Annotated in this window: 14 protein-coding genes and 1 riboswitch; of the genes, 4 read left to right on the top strand and 10 right to left on the bottom strand. The window is 72.1% G+C overall.

What is annotated here, in order from left to right; genetic code table 11:
- Positions 1–11 precede the first annotated feature (11 nt).
- Both AB1046_RS23535 and AB1046_RS23530 read right to left on the bottom strand, forming a co-directional pair.
- On the bottom strand, positions 12–1,112 hold the full coding sequence (locus AB1046_RS23535; RefSeq protein WP_369371696.1) for an AI-2E family transporter: 1,101 nt from the start codon (positions 1,110–1,112) through the stop codon (positions 12–14).
- 200 nt (positions 1,113–1,312) lie between these two features.
- On the bottom strand, positions 1,313–2,338 hold the full coding sequence (locus AB1046_RS23530) for a zinc-dependent alcohol dehydrogenase family protein (RefSeq protein ID WP_369371695.1): 1,026 nt from the start codon (positions 2,336–2,338) through the stop codon (positions 1,313–1,315).
- Between the two features lie 133 nt (positions 2,339–2,471).
- Here AB1046_RS23530 and AB1046_RS23525 point away from each other — a divergent pair, with 133 nt between their 5' ends.
- Positions 2,472–3,200: an aminotransferase class IV gene (locus AB1046_RS23525; RefSeq protein ID WP_369371694.1), complete on the top strand. Its 729-nt coding sequence runs from the start codon at positions 2,472–2,474 to the stop codon at positions 3,198–3,200.
- Positions 3,201–3,228: 28 nt separating this feature from the next.
- On the opposite strand, the gene AB1046_RS23520 is transcribed toward AB1046_RS23525, so the two are convergent.
- A complete protein-coding gene (locus AB1046_RS23520) occupies positions 3,229–3,642 on the bottom strand; it encodes a winged helix-turn-helix transcriptional regulator (protein ID WP_369371693.1) in 414 nt (137 codons plus the stop codon).
- A 123-nt stretch (positions 3,643–3,765) separates the two neighbouring features.
- On the opposite strand from AB1046_RS23520, the gene AB1046_RS23515 reads away from it, so the two are divergent.
- Complete coding sequence (locus AB1046_RS23515; RefSeq protein WP_369371692.1) at positions 3,766–5,202, top strand: MFS transporter; 1,437 nt, start codon at positions 3,766–3,768, stop codon at positions 5,200–5,202.
- 3 nt (positions 5,203–5,205) lie between these two features.
- On the opposite strand, the gene AB1046_RS23510 is transcribed toward AB1046_RS23515, so the two are convergent.
- From AB1046_RS23510 to thiO, 4 genes are all read right to left on the bottom strand, one after another.
- A complete protein-coding gene (locus AB1046_RS23510) occupies positions 5,206–6,498 on the bottom strand; it encodes a ThiF family adenylyltransferase (RefSeq protein ID WP_369375835.1) in 1,293 nt (430 codons plus the stop codon).
- Positions 6,499–6,554: 56 nt separating this feature from the next.
- On the bottom strand, positions 6,555–7,403 hold the full coding sequence (locus AB1046_RS23505; RefSeq protein ID WP_369371691.1) for a thiazole synthase: 849 nt from the start codon (positions 7,401–7,403) through the stop codon (positions 6,555–6,557).
- Between the two features lie 2 nt (positions 7,404–7,405).
- Positions 7,406–7,636, bottom strand: a complete 231-nt coding sequence (gene thiS / locus AB1046_RS23500) for a sulfur carrier protein ThiS (protein ID WP_369371690.1) — start codon at positions 7,634–7,636, stop codon at positions 7,406–7,408.
- Positions 7,633–8,820, bottom strand: coding sequence for a glycine oxidase ThiO (gene thiO / locus AB1046_RS23495; RefSeq protein WP_369371689.1), 1,188 nt, complete (start codon positions 8,818–8,820; stop codon positions 7,633–7,635). The genes thiS and thiO overlap by 4 nt, the downstream gene beginning before the upstream one ends.
- Positions 8,813–8,916: riboswitch (TPP riboswitch) on the bottom strand. It overlaps the preceding gene by 8 nt.
- 48 nt (positions 8,917–8,964) lie before the next feature.
- Here thiO and thiE point away from each other — a divergent pair.
- Positions 8,965–9,615 (top strand): thiamine phosphate synthase, encoded by a 651-nt coding sequence (gene thiE, locus AB1046_RS23490; RefSeq protein ID WP_369371688.1) that lies wholly within the window; start codon positions 8,965–8,967, stop codon positions 9,613–9,615.
- A gap of 24 nt (positions 9,616–9,639) precedes the next feature.
- Here the strand turns inward: thiE and AB1046_RS23485 are convergent, their stop codons facing one another.
- Positions 9,640–13,692 carry a S8 family serine peptidase gene (locus tag AB1046_RS23485; protein ID WP_369371687.1) on the bottom strand — a complete coding sequence of 1,351 codons (4,053 nt, stop codon included), beginning with the start codon at positions 13,690–13,692 and terminating at the stop codon, positions 9,640–9,642.
- A 164-nt stretch (positions 13,693–13,856) separates the two neighbouring features.
- On the opposite strand from AB1046_RS23485, the gene AB1046_RS23480 reads away from it, so the two are divergent.
- Positions 13,857–14,267 (top strand): nitroreductase/quinone reductase family protein, encoded by a 411-nt coding sequence (locus tag AB1046_RS23480; protein WP_369371686.1) that lies wholly within the window; start codon positions 13,857–13,859, stop codon positions 14,265–14,267.
- 18 nt (positions 14,268–14,285) lie between these two features.
- Here the strand turns inward: AB1046_RS23480 and AB1046_RS23475 are convergent, their stop codons facing one another.
- Entirely contained in the window at positions 14,286–15,923 is a 1,638-nt protein-coding gene (locus AB1046_RS23475) for an alpha/beta hydrolase (RefSeq protein WP_369371685.1), read from the bottom strand.
- 91 nt (positions 15,924–16,014) lie between these two features.
- Entirely contained in the window at positions 16,015–16,704 is a 690-nt protein-coding gene (locus AB1046_RS23470; protein ID WP_369375833.1) for a response regulator, read from the bottom strand.
- Between the last annotated feature and the right edge of the window lie 30 nt (positions 16,705–16,734).

Raw genomic sequence — 16,734 nt, 5'->3', positions numbered from 1 at the left:
CTATCCGAAGGTCAGCGGGTCTCCTGGAGGGGGATCACCACACGGTTGATGATGAGCAGGCCCGCCGCCGCGACCGGGACGGCGACCAGCGCACCGAGCACCCCGCCGAGCGCCGCTCCGGCCAGGGCCGCGACGATGACGAGCGCGCCGGGTATCGCCACGGCGCGGCTCATCACGCGGGGCGACAGGATGTACGCCTCAACCTGCATGTAGACGAGCAGGGCGATCGCGGCGACGAGCGCACCGACCGGGGTCACCGTCAGCGTGGCGAGCACCGCGATCGTGGAGCCGATCACCGCCCCGACCACGGGGATGAGCGCCGCGATGAACGAGATGACGGCCAGCAGGATCGGAGCGGGGCCACCCACGATCATCGTCACCAGCAGGGTGAACGTAGCGTTGAAGGTCGCCAGGAGCAGCTGCCCGGCGACGTACCGGCCCACGGAGTCCAGCACCTCGGTCAGAAGCGATCCGGTCACCGACCGCCGGGACCGCGGCACCAGCCGCAGCATGGCGGAGACCATGCTGGGCAGCGTGAGGGCGAAGTAGATCGACAGCGCCGTGACGATGATGACTGCCGTGACACCGTTGATCAGCCCGGTGCCGACCTGCAGCACACCCCCGGCGATCGCCGAGAGCTGGCTGGGATCGGTGAGCACCCCGGTCAGCGAAGACAGCAGCCCGTTCAGGTCGAGGGCGCCCAGGTTCTCGGTCGTCCAGACGTACCAGGGCTGGTCGGGCAGGTCGCGGAGCACAACACCGAGCTGTTCGCCGAAGATCCCGACCTGCTCGACGGCGATCGGCAGCACCGCGATGACAAAGAGCGCGATCACCAGCACAAGCCCGACGAGCATCACCACGGCGGCCGTCCAGCGGGCCAGCCCCCGCCCGGTCAGGAACCGGATCCCCGGATCCAGGGAGAGCGCCAGGAACAGGGCCACCCCGATGTAGACGAGCACCGTCGCGACTGCCGCGAGCGCATCCAGCAGGACGAGGGCGGCGCCGACCCCCAGCGTGGCGAGCAGGGCGTAGCTGAACGGCTGCACCGGCAGGCCGACCGCCGGTGCCCTCCGGACCCCGCCGCGAGCGCCGGCGGTGCGCTGCGGACGCACGGCCGGGTCGTGAGTCGCACGCTGCTTGCGCGCTCTCGGCTGTCGGGGCAGGGTGCCCGGGGGTTGCGGCAAGCGGGCCATGACGCTCCATCTCGGTCCCAGGTGTCCGTGGTGAACATCTGGCGCGTCCCAGCCTCCCGGAAAGTGGCCCGCTTGTCGCCGCCGCGCCCTACCGGCGTGTCCCGGCCCGATTGGGCGGGTCAGGGAAGGAGTATCACCTTCGTCGCGCGCCGCTCGTCCATCGCCTTGTACGCCTCGGCCGCCTGATCGAGGGGCAGGGTGAGGTCGAACACGACCCCGGGGTTGATCTCGTCCCTCATGATCAGGTCGATGAACTGCGGCAGGAACCGCCGCACTGGTGAGGGTCCGCCGTGCAGGTGCACCGAGGCCAGCATCACCTCGAACCAGGGCAGGGCCACGTCGTGCGACATGCCGACGTAACCGATGTGTCCTCCGGGACGCGTCGAGTGGATGGCCTGCATGATCGACTCCTGGCTGCCGACCGCCTCGATCACCGAGTGGGCGCCGTACCCGCCGGTGAGCTCCTTGATCTTGGCCACACCCTCGTCGCCGCGCTCGGTGACGATGTCGGTGGCGCCGAGCTCCAGGGCCAGCTTCTGCCGGTCAGCGTGCCGGGACATCGCGATGATCCGTTCCGCCCCGAGCTGCTTGGCTGCCAGGACGGCGAGCAGGCCCACGGCGCCGTCGCCCACGACCGCCACGGTCTTGCCCGGTCCGGCCTCGGCCGCCACCGCGGCGAACCAGCCGGTGGCCAGCACGTCGGACGCGGTCAGGAGGTTGCGTACCTGTTCGGGCGTCGGCTCGGTCGGCGTCGCGACGAGCGTGCCGTCCGCCATCGGGATCCGGGCCCGCTCCGCCTGGGTACCGATCTCGCCCCCCATGATGACGCTGTGCACACAGTTGCCCTGGTAGCCGGCCAGGCAGTTCTCGCAGGTGTTGTCGCTCGCGTTCCACCCTCCGACGACGAAGTCGCCGACCTTGACGTTCCGCACCTCCGCGCCGATCTCCTCGACGACGCCCACGTACTCGTGGCCCATCAGCGTCGGACCGTTCACGGGGTCGATCCCGCGGTAGGACCACAGGTCCGAGCCGCAGACGCACGACGCGGTGACGCGGATGATCGCGTCCGTGGGCTCGACGATCGTCGGGTCCGCCCGCTCCTCGACACGGATGTCCCCGGGGGCGTGCATGACGACTCCACGCATGATGTTCTCCTTTAAGATCGGTCGGTCTCAGGGTCCAGTGAACGGCCGACCGGCGCGGGGTGGGAGTCCCTGACGAGAGGTGTACCGGCAGGGACTCCCTCGCTCGGCCGACTGGATTGAGTAGGGTCCAAAGGTGCGCATCGAGACCGACGGCCGCCCCGCGGCGCCAGCCGACCTGTTCAGCACCTATGGCCATTTCACGGCCATGCAGGTGCGCGACGGCGGGGTCCAGGGCCTGACCAACCATCTCGACCGGCTCGACGCCGCGCACCGCGAGCTGTTCGGGCGGCCGCTGCCCGGCGAGCGGGTCCGCGACCTGGTGCGCCACGCCCTGGACGGGACGCCGGACGCCTCGGTGCGGGTGGTGCTCCGCGACGCGGAGCGCGTCGTCGTCTCGGTCGACGAGCCGCACCACCCGCCCGGCACACCGCAGCGGCTGCGGTCCGTCGAATACCTGCGCCCGTTCGCCCACGTCAAGCACCTGGGCGGGTTCGCCCAGGCCGAGTGGGCCCGCCGGGTCCGGCTCGACGGGTACGACGACGCCCTGCTCACCGCACCCGACGGCACCGTCGCCGAGTCGTCGATAGCGAACATCGGGTTCTTCGTGGCCGACGGCGCCGTCGTCTGGCCGGATGCCCCGCACCTGGACGGGATCGGGATGCAGCTGGTCGCGGCCACGACGCCGTCGACCCGCGGGCCTGTGGAGCTGGACGACGTCGCCGCGTTCGCGGGCGCGTTCCTGGTCAACTCGATCGGCGTAGTAGCCGTGTCCTCGATCGACGACAACACCTTGCCGGACGCCGGCCCGCTGGTCGCCGCGATCGCGGACCGCCTGGCGAAAATCCCCTGGGACTCTGTGTAGGTTCCCCAGCCAGCTTCGAGAGGTGGCGTCAGGGGGTGGTCGCGTTTGCCTTCTCGAACGACTGGCGGGCCTCGGCGATCTGGTCCTGGTGCTCCTCGGTCCAGCTGACCAGGGCCTGGGTCGTCCCTAGGAGCGTGCGGCCCAGCGACGTGAGCTCGTACTCCACGCGCGGCGGTACCTCGGGGTACACGGTGCGGCGGACCAGGCCGTCGCGTTCGAGGTTGCGCAGGGTCACCGTGAGCATGCGCTTGCTGATCCCGTCGATCTCCCGGCCCAGCTCCCCGAACCGCAGCTTCTTCTCGTCCAGGAGCGCGATCACCAGCAGGGACCACTTGTCGGCGATCCGGTCGAGGATCTGGCGGACCTGGCAGTCCTCACGGACGTCCCACTGGAAGGGGTCCCGGTCGTCCCGGCACTCCGCCGGCAGCGTTTGGGCCGCCACATGGGTTACTTCAGAGGAACCGGGTGACGTCAAAGTGCCTTCTTGTGCCATCCCTCGATCGTGCCCAACGATCGTCATGGTTACAAGTGGTAACCATGCGTGACCTGAGCGAGGAGATCCCTGGTGACCGAAGTAGGTGCGGCCGCACGGCCGACGTCGGACAGCCCACGAACAGGCAGAGCACAAACAGGCTGGGGAGTGCTGGCCGTCGTGTGCGGAGCGCTCTTCCTGGAGGGCATCGACATCGCGATGCTCAATGTCGCGGTGCCGGCCATCGCCCAGGACATCGGCCTGGCGACGGCCGACGCGCACTGGGTGATCAGCGCGTACGTGCTCGCCTACGGCGGGTTCATGATCTTCGGCGGGCGCACGGCCGACCTGCTCGGCCGCCGTCGGACCTTCCTGGTGGCGCTCGCCGTGTTCGTCGCCTTCTCCGGCCTGGGCGGTTTCGCCGACGACGCCTGGGTGCTGATCGTCGCCAGGTTCGTCACGGGTGCCACTGCGGGGTTCATGACGCCGGCGGGCTTCAGCCTGCTGACGACCAGCTTCCCCGAGGGCCCGCTGCGCGACCGGGCGCTGGCGATCTACGGCGCGATCGGCGCCGGTGGGTTCACGCTCGGCGTTGTGGCGGGCGGCTTCCTCACCGAAGCCGGCTGGCGCTGGGTGTTCTTCGCTCCCGTGCTCGTCGGTGCCGTGCTCTGGGTAGCAGGTCGCGCGATCATCCGCGCAGACGCCGCCCTCGCGCTCCCCCGCCGCGGGTTCGACCTGGGCGGCGCGATCACCCTCACCTCCGCGATGGTCGCCCTGATCTACGGCGTGGTGGCCATCGGCGAGGGCCGGCACGTCACCGCGGGGATCGCCTCGTTCGTGGCCGCGGCGGTGCTCATCGCGCTCTTCGTGGCGATCGAGCGCCGGGTTGCGGATCCGCTGCTGCGCCTGGCGGTGCTGCGGGAGGGACTCCTGGTGCGGTCGAGCGCGGCGGGGCTGCTGTTCATCGGCGCCTTCTTCGCCTTCCAGTTCCTGATCACGCTCTACCTGCAGGAGTACCGCGGCTGGTCCCCGATCGCGACGGGCCTGGTGTTCGCGGTCATGGGTGCGGACATGATCCTGGCGCCGCTGTTCACGCACCGGCTGGTCAAGCGGTTCGGCAACGCCCCGGTCATGGTGGCGGGGCTGCTGGCGGGCACCGTGTCGTTCGCCCTGGTCCTGCGCCTCGACGAGACCTGGGGCTACCTCGACCTGCTGCCGTCCCTGCTGCTGGTCGCGGTCATGTTCGCGCTGGTCTACGGGCCGCTCGCGGCCGCAGCCACCGCGGGCCTGGACGAGGCCGAGCACGGGGTGGCCGGCGGGGTCGTGTACACGGCGTTCCAGTTCGGCGCCGCGCTCGGGGTCTCGGTGGCGACGATCGTGCTGGTCGAGGGGCAGGCCGGGGCCGCCGACCTCTCCGACTACCAGCGCGCCCTGCTGGTCCCGGCGATCGGCGCGGCCCTGGCGCTGGCCCTCGGCATCTCGACCTGGGTCCGCGGCCGGCGGGCAGGCAGCATCCAGGTCGCGAGCTGACGCTCAGTACACCCGCATCGAGGGGTCCACCTCGCGCGCCCACGCGAGGATCCCGCCGGCCACGGACCGGGCGTCGAGGCCTGCGTCGCGCAGCGCGGCGGCCACGACCGCGGACCTCGCCCCCGACTTGCAGAGCACGTGCACGGGGCGGCTGGCGGCCCACACCACGACGTCGGCCATCGCATCGCCCGGGGCCCGTCCGGCAAGCTCGGCGGCGGGAGCCGGTCCAGCGTGCTCGCCGCCCGGGGTCCGTCCCGCGAACTGGCCGGACGGGGTCCGCCGCGCCCCGGGGAACGCGGCGACCTCGACCTCCCACGGCTCGCGCACGTCCAGCACGAGCGGGTCGGAGCCGTCGTCGCGCAGCGCGGCCAGCTCGCGTACCGAGGTGGTCGGGCCGCTGGCGGCCGGCAGGCCGCAGAAGACCGCGTACGGGTCGGCCGCGGCCGCGGCCCCAGCCCCAGCCCCAGCCCCAGCCCCAGCCCCAGCCCCGCCGGTGAGCAGCGCCGTCACCGGCTCCCGCTCCGGGTCGCGGCGAACCCGGAGCTGCCGCCAGGTCAGCGCGAGCGCGTCATACACGGCCAGCCGCCCGAGCAGCGTGTCCCCGACGCCGGTGATCAGCTTGACCGCCTCGGTAGCCATGACCGAGCCGATGGTGCCGCACAGCGCGCCGAACACACCGCCCGTGGCGCAGTCCGGTGCCGCCCCCGGCGGTGGCGGCACCGGGAAGACGTCGCGGTAGGTGACGCCCTCGACGCCGTCGGACGGCGCTCCCCAGAACGTCGCGACCTGGCCCGTGAACCGGTAGATCCCACCCCAGACGCACGGGATGCCCAGCACCTCGGCGGCGTCCGACACCAGGTAGCGGGTGGCGAACGCATCCGTCCCGTCGAGCACCAGGTCGTAGCCGCTCAGCACGTCGAGCGCGTTGGTCGCCGTCAGCCGCTCGGTGTGCTCGACCACCTCGACGTGCGGGTTGACCTCGGCGATCGTTGCCCGGGCCGACGCCGTCTTCGGCGCGCCCAGGTCGGAGACGCCGTGGATGACCTGACGCTGCAGGTTGGCGGCTTCGACGACGTCGTCGTCCACGATGCCCAGGGTGCCGACGCCCGCGGCGGCGAGGTAGAGCAGGGCCGGGCTGCCCAGCCCGCCCGCGCCGACGACGAGCACTCGCGCGGCCGCGAGCCGGCGCTGCCCGTCGAGCCCGATGCCGGGCAGCACGAGGTGCCGCGCATAGCGGGCCAGCTCGTCCCGCGCGAGCTCCCGCCCCGGCTCGACCAGCGGCGTCCTGGCTGCCACACCAGCGGCCACACCGGCAGCCACACCGGCAGCCACACCGGCGATCACTCCGGCGGTCACAGCGCCAGGTCCAGGTTGTTACCGACGCCTGCCCGCCCGTCCAGGGGCGACGACGCCAGCGCGCGCTCGCGCCTGGGTGCCCGCCCGGCGTGCGCGGCGTCGTACCCCGCCTCGACCGCGAGCCGCATGGCGCGGGCCATGCGCACGGGGTCCGCGGCGCGCGTCACGGCAGTGGCGAGCAGCACGCCGTCGCAGCCGAGCTCCATCGCCAGCGCCGCGTCGGACGCGGTGCCGATGCCCGCGTCGAGGATCACCGGCACCGACGCCGCGGCGGCGATCGCCTCGATGTTGCGCGGGTTGTTGATGCCGAGCCCGGAGCCGATCGGCGAGCCCAGCGGCATGACGGCCGCGCAGCCGACGTCCTGCAGCCGTCGGGCAGTGATCGGGTCGTCGTTCGTGTAGGGCAGCACGGTGAAACCGTCGTCGACCAGGATCTTCGCGGCCTCGACCAGGGCGATCGGGTCGGGCAGCAGCGTGACGTCGTCGGCGATGACCTCGAGCTTGACCCAGCTCGTCTCGCAGGCCTCGCGGGCGAGCTGCGCGGTGAGCACCGCCTCGCGCACGGCGAAGCAGCCGGCGGTATTGGGCAGCGCCCGGATTCCGAGGCGCGCGAGCAGCCCCCACACCGACGGGTCGCCGGCCCGGTCCGGGTCCGCAGAGGGCCGTGGCCTCGACACACGCCGCATCGCGACGGTGGTCAGCTCCGTGCCCGACGCGACGAGCGCGTCCTCCAGCGCGAGCAGGCTGGCCGCTCCGCCGGTGCCCATGATCAGCCGCGAGCGCAGCGGCGTGCCGGCGATCGTCAGCGGGGCCTCGATGGCGGCGGTGTGCTGTTCGATGGTCATGCTCAGCCTCCCTGTACCGCGGTGACTACCTCGACGCGGTCGCCGGGCCGCACGGTCGTGCTTGCCCAGGCGCTGCGGGGCAGCACCGCGTCGTTGATGGCGACGGCGACACCCCGCGGGGCGCCGTCGACCACCAGGCCGGGCAGGAGCCGGGCGACCAGGTCGGTGACGGGGAGCGGGCCGTCCAGCGGGTGGGGCTCGCCGTTGACGAGCGTGGTTTCGGCGGTTGTCATCTGGCGACTCCCTGGGTGGTGCGGGCGAATCGGTGCGGGTCAGCAAGCAGGACGGCGGCTTCGAGGGCCGCGCCTGGCACGGCCGCGCCCGGCGCCCCACCGAGCAGGTGGTCGACGACGGCGGCGGTCAGCGGGGCGAGCAGCACACCGTTGCGGTGGTGGCCGGTGGCCAGCAGCAGGCCGTCGGCAGCCCAGCCGAGCAGCGGCGCGTTGTCGGGGGTGCCGGGCCGGGACCGGGTGGTGGCCTCGACGAATACCGCGTCGTCGAGGGCGGGCAGCAGGGCGCGGGCGTCGCGCAGCAGCGTGAAGACGTCGGCGTACCGGGTCAGGCGGTCGTCGTCGCGCTCGTCGGAGGTCGCGCCCACCACTACCTCGCGCCGCCCGTCGGCCCGTTGCCGCCTCGGCACCACGTAGACGGGGCGGCCCTGCACGGTGCCGCGCACCACAAGCCCGGAGGTCAGCTCTGGGCCGACGTCCAGACGCAGGGTTGTGCCGGGCACCGCCCGGGTGGGCGCACCAGGGAACAGCTCGCCGCTGCTGAACCCGGCGGCCAGGACGACGGTCCCGGCCGCGTGCCGCTCCCCCGCGTCGTCCGAAACTCCGACGACGGCGCCGTCCACCCAGGTCAGCGCGGTTGCGGCCCGGCGCACCAGCCGCGCGGCGGGTGCGGCGTCGACCACCGCGGACAACGCGGCGTGGACTGCCCGCGGGTCGGCCTGATGGTCCCCGGGCACCCAGGCGGCGCCCGCCACGCGCGGGCCGACGGCGGGCTCGCGTAAGCGAGCGTCGTCGGGCGAGATCTCCACCGAGCCCAGGCCCCACTCCCGGTGCAGGGCGAGCATCCGGCGCAGCTCGGCCAGGTCGTCGCCGTCGTAGGCGAGGGCAAGCGTGCCCGTGCGGTCGAGGCCGATCGCGCCGGGCGGCAGGCCCGCCGCCTGTTCGAGCGACCGGGCGAACCGCGGCCACAGCGCGAGCGACTCGGTCCCGAGCCGGGTCAGGCCGCTCTGCCCGAAGCCCGCCTCCATGACTGGGGCGAGCATGCCCGCCGCGGCGCGTGTGGCGCCGTCGCCGGGCGCGGGGTCCAGCACGGTGACGGTGGCGCCGGCCGCGAGCGCGCGCCAGGCCGCCGTCAGGCCGATGATTCCCCCGCCGACTACGAGCACGTCGCAGGCATGGCTGGTCAAGGCTGAAGCTCCCTTCGCTGGCATTACCCAGATCAGGTTCGACGGTCGGCGCCCTGCGCCCTCTCAGCCCCGTGCGGGGCTCCCGTGCACGGTGGCAACCATAACCCTCATCCGGCACCCGTTCGCGTGCCTAGACTCACGCGCGTGGATCCACGGACCCGGCTGGCCGACGCCCGCCTCTACCTCTGCACCGACGCCCGCGAGGCCACGGGCGACCTCGAGCCGTTCCTGCACGCGGCGCTCGACGGCGGCGTCGACGTGGTCCAGCTGCGGGACAAGACCCTGGACGCCGCCCGCGAGGTCGCGCTGCAGGCCGTCGTGGAGCGGGTGGCCGCCGAGCACGGTGCGCTGCGGGCGGTCAACGACCGGGCCGACATCGCACAGCTGACCGGGGCGCCCGTGGTGCACATGGGCCAGGACGACCTGCCGCCGGGCGCGGTGCGGCAGCTGCTGGGCGACGGCCCCGTGCTGGGCCGGTCCACGCACGCCCTGGACGAGGCCTTGGCCGCGGATGCCGACCCGCGTGTCGACTACTTCTGCGTGGGCCCGCTGTGGAGCACCCCCACCAAGCCCGGCCGCCCCGCCGTCGGCCTGGACCTCTTGCGCGACGTCGCCGCCCGCCGGCCGGTCACGCCGTGGTTCGCGATCGGCGGGATCGACACCGATCGCCTCGACCGGGTGCTCGACGCCGGGGCGCGGCGCATCGTCGTCGTACGGGCCATCACACAGGCCGACGACCCGCGCGCCGCAGCTGTTGAGCTGCGACGGCGGGTCGTCGGGAGTGCGGGGGCCTGAGCTAGCCGGCCCTCGCGGGCGGTACTACCCGCAGAACTCGTTCAGCTCGAAGTTGTGCACCACCGTCTGACCCTTGATGATGCGTGCCTGCTTCGACTCCGGCGGGTACCCCGTCGCCGAGCTGAGCAGCGTCAGCCGGTTGTTGGAGATCCCCATCCAGCGGGCATAGCCGCCGTCCGGCCCGGTCACGAGCGTGACGTCGTACTCGGACCCGTCGATGACCACGAACGCGCCCTCCAGCGGCACGGTCTCGTCCTCGCAGGTGGCCCCAGTGACGGTGCCGGCGATCTTGCCCCAGTTGGCGGGCGGCGTCACCGTCAGCGACACGTCCACGCGGGGCTCGGCGTACGGCGTGCTGCCGTTGGCCACCACTCCCGCGGTGTACGTGCCCGGCTGGTCGACCCGGCTGCTGTCCATGTCGACGAACACCTTCGCGGACGCTCCGGGAGCGAGCGTGAAGGACGGCGGCTGGACGTCGAGCCACGGCACGTCGACCGTGGACTCACCGGTCACGTTCATCACCACGTGCATGTCCGGGAAGCCGAGCTCCGCGACGGGAGTCGGCTCGGGCGTGTTGCACTCCGACGAGGCGATGTACGACGGCGCGGTCTCCGGCTCGGCGTTGGAGCCGATGAAGAACCCGGCGGGGCTGACGACCTCGACCACGAGCGTGCCGGTCGCGGTGCCGGTGACCGGCACGTCGACCATCGTGAGCTCCTGCTCCTCCAGGGTCGCTTCGGACGAGCCGAGCAGCGTCATGTTCTCGTACAGGAAGTCCCCGTCGAGCTCGTACAGGTTGACCGTCACAGGCGTGTCCGCCCCGGCGATCTCCACCCCGAAGGACACGTTGGTCACGGCGAACTCACCCTGGATGTCGAAGTCCTCCAGCGTGAACGTCCGCAGCACCTTCGTCTCGCCGGCCAGGCAGGCCGCCGAGTTGACCGCAACGACGTCCTGCGACGACGAGTGGGTGATGGTGGTCCCGTCCGCCAGGAGCGACGGCGGCGCCGACGGCGTCACCGTCTTCCCTGGCTTCTTGCCGTTCCGGCCGAAGCCGTCGTCGGCCTGCGCGGCGGAGCTCGCCCTGCCCAGCTTGCCCGAGGACGGGGCCGTGCTCACCTCGGTCACCTCGCCCGTGGCGCCCTTGATGACGCTGCTGCCGCCCGAGGTCCCGAGGATCTCGAAGTCGGACGACGTCGGAGCCACCTCGACGTTCGCGGGCGCGGTGCCCTCGTTCTTCACGGTGAAGCTGCCGGACTTGCTGCCGCCCAGCTTCACCGTGCGCTTGATCTCGCTCGGAGTGACGGTCAGGAGCGGGGCAGCGAGCTTCACGTCCTTTCGGACGACGGCGTCGGCGACGACCTTCACCTTTGCCTGCTTGGCCTTGTAGTCCTTGGCCGCATAACCGATCTGCTGCGCACCGACCTGCGCCGAGAACAGCGAGTAGTACCCGGCGCCCACGCCCGGGTTCTCCGGGTCCAAGGACTTGGTGCTCTGCTCCTCGCCGGCCGACACCGTGGCGCCGTTCACGCCGTCACCGGTGTTGAGGTCCCGGACGAACCCGGCAACGAGGCCGCCGTCGACCGGGGTGCACTCCCCGATCGACACGTTGTCGACCTGCCACCAGAAGGACCACGCGGCGTCGCCGTAGTGGAACCGGACCCGCACGTCGGACTGACCGCCCGCGCCCGGGAGCCCGACGAGCACGCGCCCGTTCGCGTCGGCGGTCTGGTGCAGCACGGTCTCCCAGGTCTCGCCACCGTCCAGGCTGAGGTCGACGTCGGCGAAGTCGCCGCCCGACGAGTACGCCTGATCGAACGTCAGGAGCGGCGCGTCGACGTCGCTCAGGTCGTAGGCCGGTGCCGTGAGGGTGGTGTCCTGCGACCCGTCAGGGCCGTAGGCGTCACTGTTCACCTCGGCGAACAGGCCCTCGCCACCGGTCATGTTGCCGTACTCGAACCGGTCGTCGAAGGTCCAGACCTGCTCGGTGCCGGCCAGGTCCTCGACGGTCCAGCCCTCGGGCACGGCGCCGGACTCGAACTCCTCGGTGCCTGCGCCCGCGCCGGTCAGGGCGTAACCGGGAGCCGTGCACTCGGGTGCCACCGGAGCGGCGACGTCGGCGGTCGCCGGCTCGGTGCCGACCTCGACCTCCTGCGTGAGCGCCCCGTAGCCGGTCACTGACGGCGTCGCGACGAGCGTGTGCGTGGCCGACTGCGGCAGCTCGAGCGAGTACTCCCCCGTGAACGGGTCGGTCCACGCCACCACGCTGCTGGGTGCGCCCTGCACGGTGACCTTGGCGTCGAGCGGCCAGCCGTGGCCGGAACCGTCGGTGACGGTGCCGCTCACGGTGGTGGTCGGCGCGGCCTCCAGGACGAAGTCCTGGGTGGTGGTCTCGTCCTCGACGACGTCGGCCTGGGCCGCGGCGTCGATGAACCCGAACGCGGAGACGCTCAGGTCGTACGAGCCCTCCTCGAGGCCCAGGCGGTACGCGCCCTCGGCGTCGGTGGTGTCGGAGCGCTCGCCGGTGGTCACGCGCGCGCCGGCGACGGGCTCGCCGTCCGGGCCCGTGACGGTACCGGCGAGGAAGCCGTAACCGTCGATCGGCGCGTTCTCGATCAGGGTGCGGACGTCGAGCTTGCCCTCGCCCCACACGTTGTTGTCCTCGGCGGTGCCGCCGCAGGAGTCGTCGTCCACGTTGGTCGAGGTCTCGTCCAGCAGCTGCTTGGTGGCCTCGATGTCGCCGACCAGGACGGGAGCCGCGCTCCACAGGAGCGCGACGGCGCCCGCGAGGTGCGGGGAGGCCATGGACGTACCGCTGAACTCCTCGTACCCGCCGCCGGGCACGGAGGACCGCACATCGACACCGGGGGCCGAGAGGTTCGGCTTGGTCAGGCCGTCCTCGCCCGGGCCGCGCGACGAGAAGTCGGCGATGTCGCCGGACTCCCCGAACGCACCGGAGGCGTAGGTCCCGACGTTCGCCCCGGGGGACGACGTCGACTGACAGCCGAACTCACCCGCGTTGCCCGCCGCCCACGCGCCGAAGATGCCTGACGCCTCCCAGGCAGCGATCTCCTCGGACATGAAGTCGTCGATCGCCCCGGGCGCCGTCTGGCCCCACGAGTTGTTCACGATGTGGGGACGCTGCGCCGGGTCCGGGTCGGAGCCGTCGACGCGCGTCGGCGCGAGGATCCACTGACCGGAGGCGAGCAGATCGTCGTCGGAGCAGGTCGCGCAGCCGTTGGCCGCGATCCAGTCCGCGTCGGGTGCGACGCCGATCTGGTTGCCCGCGCCGTCGTCGCCGACCATGGTGCCCATCACGTGGGTGCCGTGGGCGTCACCGTCGCACGGCGCACCGTCGCAGCTGCCGGAGGCGTCGAACCAGTTGTAGTCGTTGCTCAGCTCCCCGCCGCCCAGGTTGCCGCGGTAGTGGTCCAGGAGGGCCGGGTGCTCGACGTCCACGCCGGAGTCGATGTTCGACACGGTGATGCCCTCACCCGTGAAGCCCATGCTCCAGACGTCGGGCGCGCCGATCGCGTCCAGGCCCCACTCGGTGGCGAGCGGCGCGTTCTTGGTCGAGGCCTTGCGCTCGACCGGCTCGATGAGCTGGGTCGCCAGGCGCTCGTGCACCTGCTTGACCTCCCGGCTGGCAGCAACCTGATTCGCCAGCTCCGCGCTGCCGTCCTCGACGAGGATCGCGTTGCTGATCCAGTAGGACTCGTATTCCGCGCCCGCCGCCTTCAGGTCGGCGATCACTCCGGCCTGGGACGCCTTGGCGGTGCTGGTCAGAGCCTCGTAGACATACTGGCCGCGCTCGTCCCAGTCGGCGATGGCCTTGGCCGGCTCCAGGTCGGGCTGGTCGGCGAACCGGATCCAGAAGTCGGTGGAATCCTTGGCCTCCAGCCGGGTCTGCACGGCGGGCGTGATCTTGTCCGCTGCGCGCTCCGGTACGTCGGCGGTAGCAGCGGGCTGTATCCCGGTCGGCGTTGATGTGCTCGCGAGCGCTGGTATCGCGCTCACCGTGGTGGCCAGGAGTGCGCCGACTGCCACAAGGGCTATCGGTGCTCGTCTGGTTGGCATGCGACTGTGCATTCTTGCCTCCGGGGTGCAAGCGCCCAACCCTGGGCGCAACCACTGGCCCACGAGCGTGCGCCACGTGCCACTCTGGAGAGCGTCGACCGAAAGGGCAACGAAAGTCCGTTTAGGCCAGGAATTCATCCCGGCCCGCGCGGCGTTGCCTCCGCATGGACTTCAACCAGCAGATCATCGACACCTTCCGCACCAACGGCGGCGAGGTCAACGAGCCCATGCAGTTCGGCAAGAAGCTCGTACTTGTGCACGTACCGAGGAAGGACGGCACCATCCGCATCGCGCCGCTCGCCGCGATCTACGACGACGGCGCCTGGCACATCGTCGGCTCAGCCGGCGGCTCCACCAAGCACCCCGCCTGGGTCTTCGGGCTGCGCCGCTCGGAGGAGGTCGACGTCGAGGTCCCCGGCGAGCCGGTCGAGCTTGTGCGCGCCAAGGTCGAGGAGCTCACCGGGGAGGCGCGCGACGCCATGTGGGTTCGCTTCAAGGAGTTCTCCAGCGGCTTCGCCGGGTACGAGAAGACGGCGGAGGGGCGGGTCTTCCCGATCTTCCGGCTGGTGGCCTGAGGGTCGCGACCTAGCCGGTCAGACGGCGGGGGCGGTCGGCGGGCGGGTTGTTGCCGGAGGGACAGCGCAGACGGTGCCCTCCGGCGGGAGCACGCCGTCGATCAGTGCGGCGTCGACCGCGTCGTCGATGCATGGGCCGCTCGTGCGGTACGAGGTGTGGGCGACACCCTCACGGGTGAGCAGCACGGAGTTCTCCAGCCGCTCGGTCATGGCCTGCGCCCAGTGGTACGGGGACACGTTGTCCAGGCGACCGCCGACCACCAGGACCGGCGGGGCGCCGGCGCCGGTGAGTTCGTCGGCGAACCGGTCCTCGTTCTTGGCCGGCCACAACGCGCAGTTGAGCGCGCTGTAGGCGGCCCGGCTGCCCAGCCGATCGTCGCGCGCGGTGATCTTCTTCGCCGCGGCACGGTGCTCCGCCAGGTTGGTCAGCGCCGGCCAGTCGGCGCAGCGCACAGCGGTGTGGGGCTCCTGGAGGGTCGCGAACGGACCGCCGAACGGTGCTACCGAGATCCTCGAGACCAGGAAGTGCAAGGCCGTGCCGTTGCCCTGCTGCGCGGCGAGCAGACCCGCAGTGAGCACAGGCCAGAGCGCCCGGTTGCCGGCGGCCCCTCGCACGGCCTCGAGCGCCATCGCGCCGTCGAGCGGGCCGCCCGGGGTGAGGCCCTCCGTCGGCGGCACCTGCAGCGGCTCCGCCTCCAGCTCGGCGATGAGGGCGTCGAAGGCGGCCTCCGGCTCGCCGTCACCGAAGGCGCACGCCTCGACGCCCTCGGCGCGGCACGTCTCGAACCACGCATCGAGAGTCTCCTCGTTCGACTGGGCGACGTCGTCGAGCAGCTGGAGCGGGTCGTTCTGCCACAGGTGGGTGTCGACGGGGGCGTCGATCACCATCTGGCGCACCCGCTCCGGGAACAGCGTGGCGTACATGGGGCCGACCACCGTGCCGTAGGACGCGCCGTAGAAGGTGACCTGCTCCTCGCCGAGCGCGGCGCGCACCTGGTCCAGGTCGCGGGCCACGTTGTCGGTGGACAGGCTCGCCAGGAACTCGGGGCTCTGGTGGTACAGGCAGCCCTCGGTGAACGTGCGGGCGTCGGCAAGCAGCCTGCCGAACCGCTTCCCGCCGGGGACGGTCGGGTCGCGGTCCTCGGCCGCCTGCTCGGCGCGCTGCTCATCGGTGAGGCAGCGGACGGCGCCCGACTCGCCGACACCGCGCGGGTCCATGCCGACGACGTCGAAGCGGGCCACGACGTCGGGCGAGAACGGGCTGGTAGGGCTGTCGGGGTTGATGGACGCGACCATCTCGGTGGCCGCCACACCCGGACCGCCCGGGTTGATGAACAGGCTGCCGATGCGGTTCTCCGGGTCGGTGGCGCGGTGGCGGGTCACGCCGAGGAAGATCTGCTCGCCGTTGGGCTCGGTGTACTCCAGCGGGACCTCAACCGTGGCGCAGTCCAGGCCCGGGCCGCACTCGGTCCAGTCGATCGGGTCGGGGGTGGGTGCGGGCACGACGGGCGTGGGCGGGCGGTGGTCCGGCGATGCGGCCAGCGCCGCGCTGGTGCCGACGGCGCAGCCGCTCAGGGCCAGTGCGGCGGCGGTCAGCACCGCGGCGATCCGTAGGGATGTGGCTGGCAGGCCGGTCTGTCGAGGTGATCGAGGCATGCAATCGACGCTAGGTTTTTCACCCGGTGCGCACATCGGCCGATGGGTCAGGACCTTCCGACCATAGGAGGAACGTGCCCGCGCGGGCTGGTCATTCGCTTCGTTCCGGGTCGTCGAGCCCGGCCTCGTGCACAAGCAGGGCCACCTGCACGCGGTTGTTGAGGTCGAGCTTGGCGAGGATCGCCGACGCATGGGTCTTGACCGTGGTCAGGCCGAGGAACTGGCGTGCCGCGATCTCGGCGTTGGAGCGCCCCGACCCGATCTCGACGGCAATCGCCCGTTCCCGCTCGCTGAGCGCTTCGAGCCGACGACGAGCCGCGGCCCGGCGGGTGTCCTGCCCAGACTCCGCGACCCGGTTGATGAGCCGCCGGGTCACCTCTGGCGAGAGCACGGGGCGGCCCTGGGCCGCGTGCCGGATCGCGATGACAAGCTCGTCCGGCGGCGTGTCCTTGAGCAGGAACCCGGCAGCCCCGGCTCGCAGGGCGCGCAGCACGTGGGCGTCGGCGTCAAACGTAGTGAGCACCATGACCTGCGGTGCGGGCGTGCGGCTCCGCAGCGTCTCGGTGGCGGTGAGCCCGTCGGTGCCGGGCATCCGGATGTCCATCAGCACGACATCCGGACGATGGCGCCCGGCCAGCTCGACCGCCTCGGCGCCGTCGCTCGCCTCGGCCACCACCCGCAGGTCGGGGGCGCCGCTCAGCATCATCCTGAGGCCGAACCGGACCACCGGGTCGTCGTCGGCGAGCAGCACGGTGATGGTCGGCCGGTCGCCGGGCGCCACGTCGCCGGCAGGCGCGTCGTCGGGCAGGGG

Source organism: Promicromonospora sp. Populi, assembly GCF_041081105.1.
Taxonomy (GTDB): Bacteria; Actinomycetota; Actinomycetes; order Actinomycetales; family Cellulomonadaceae; genus Promicromonospora.
Note: the sequence above shows the minus strand (reverse complement) of the source record. Positions and strands in the feature narration are given on the sequence as shown.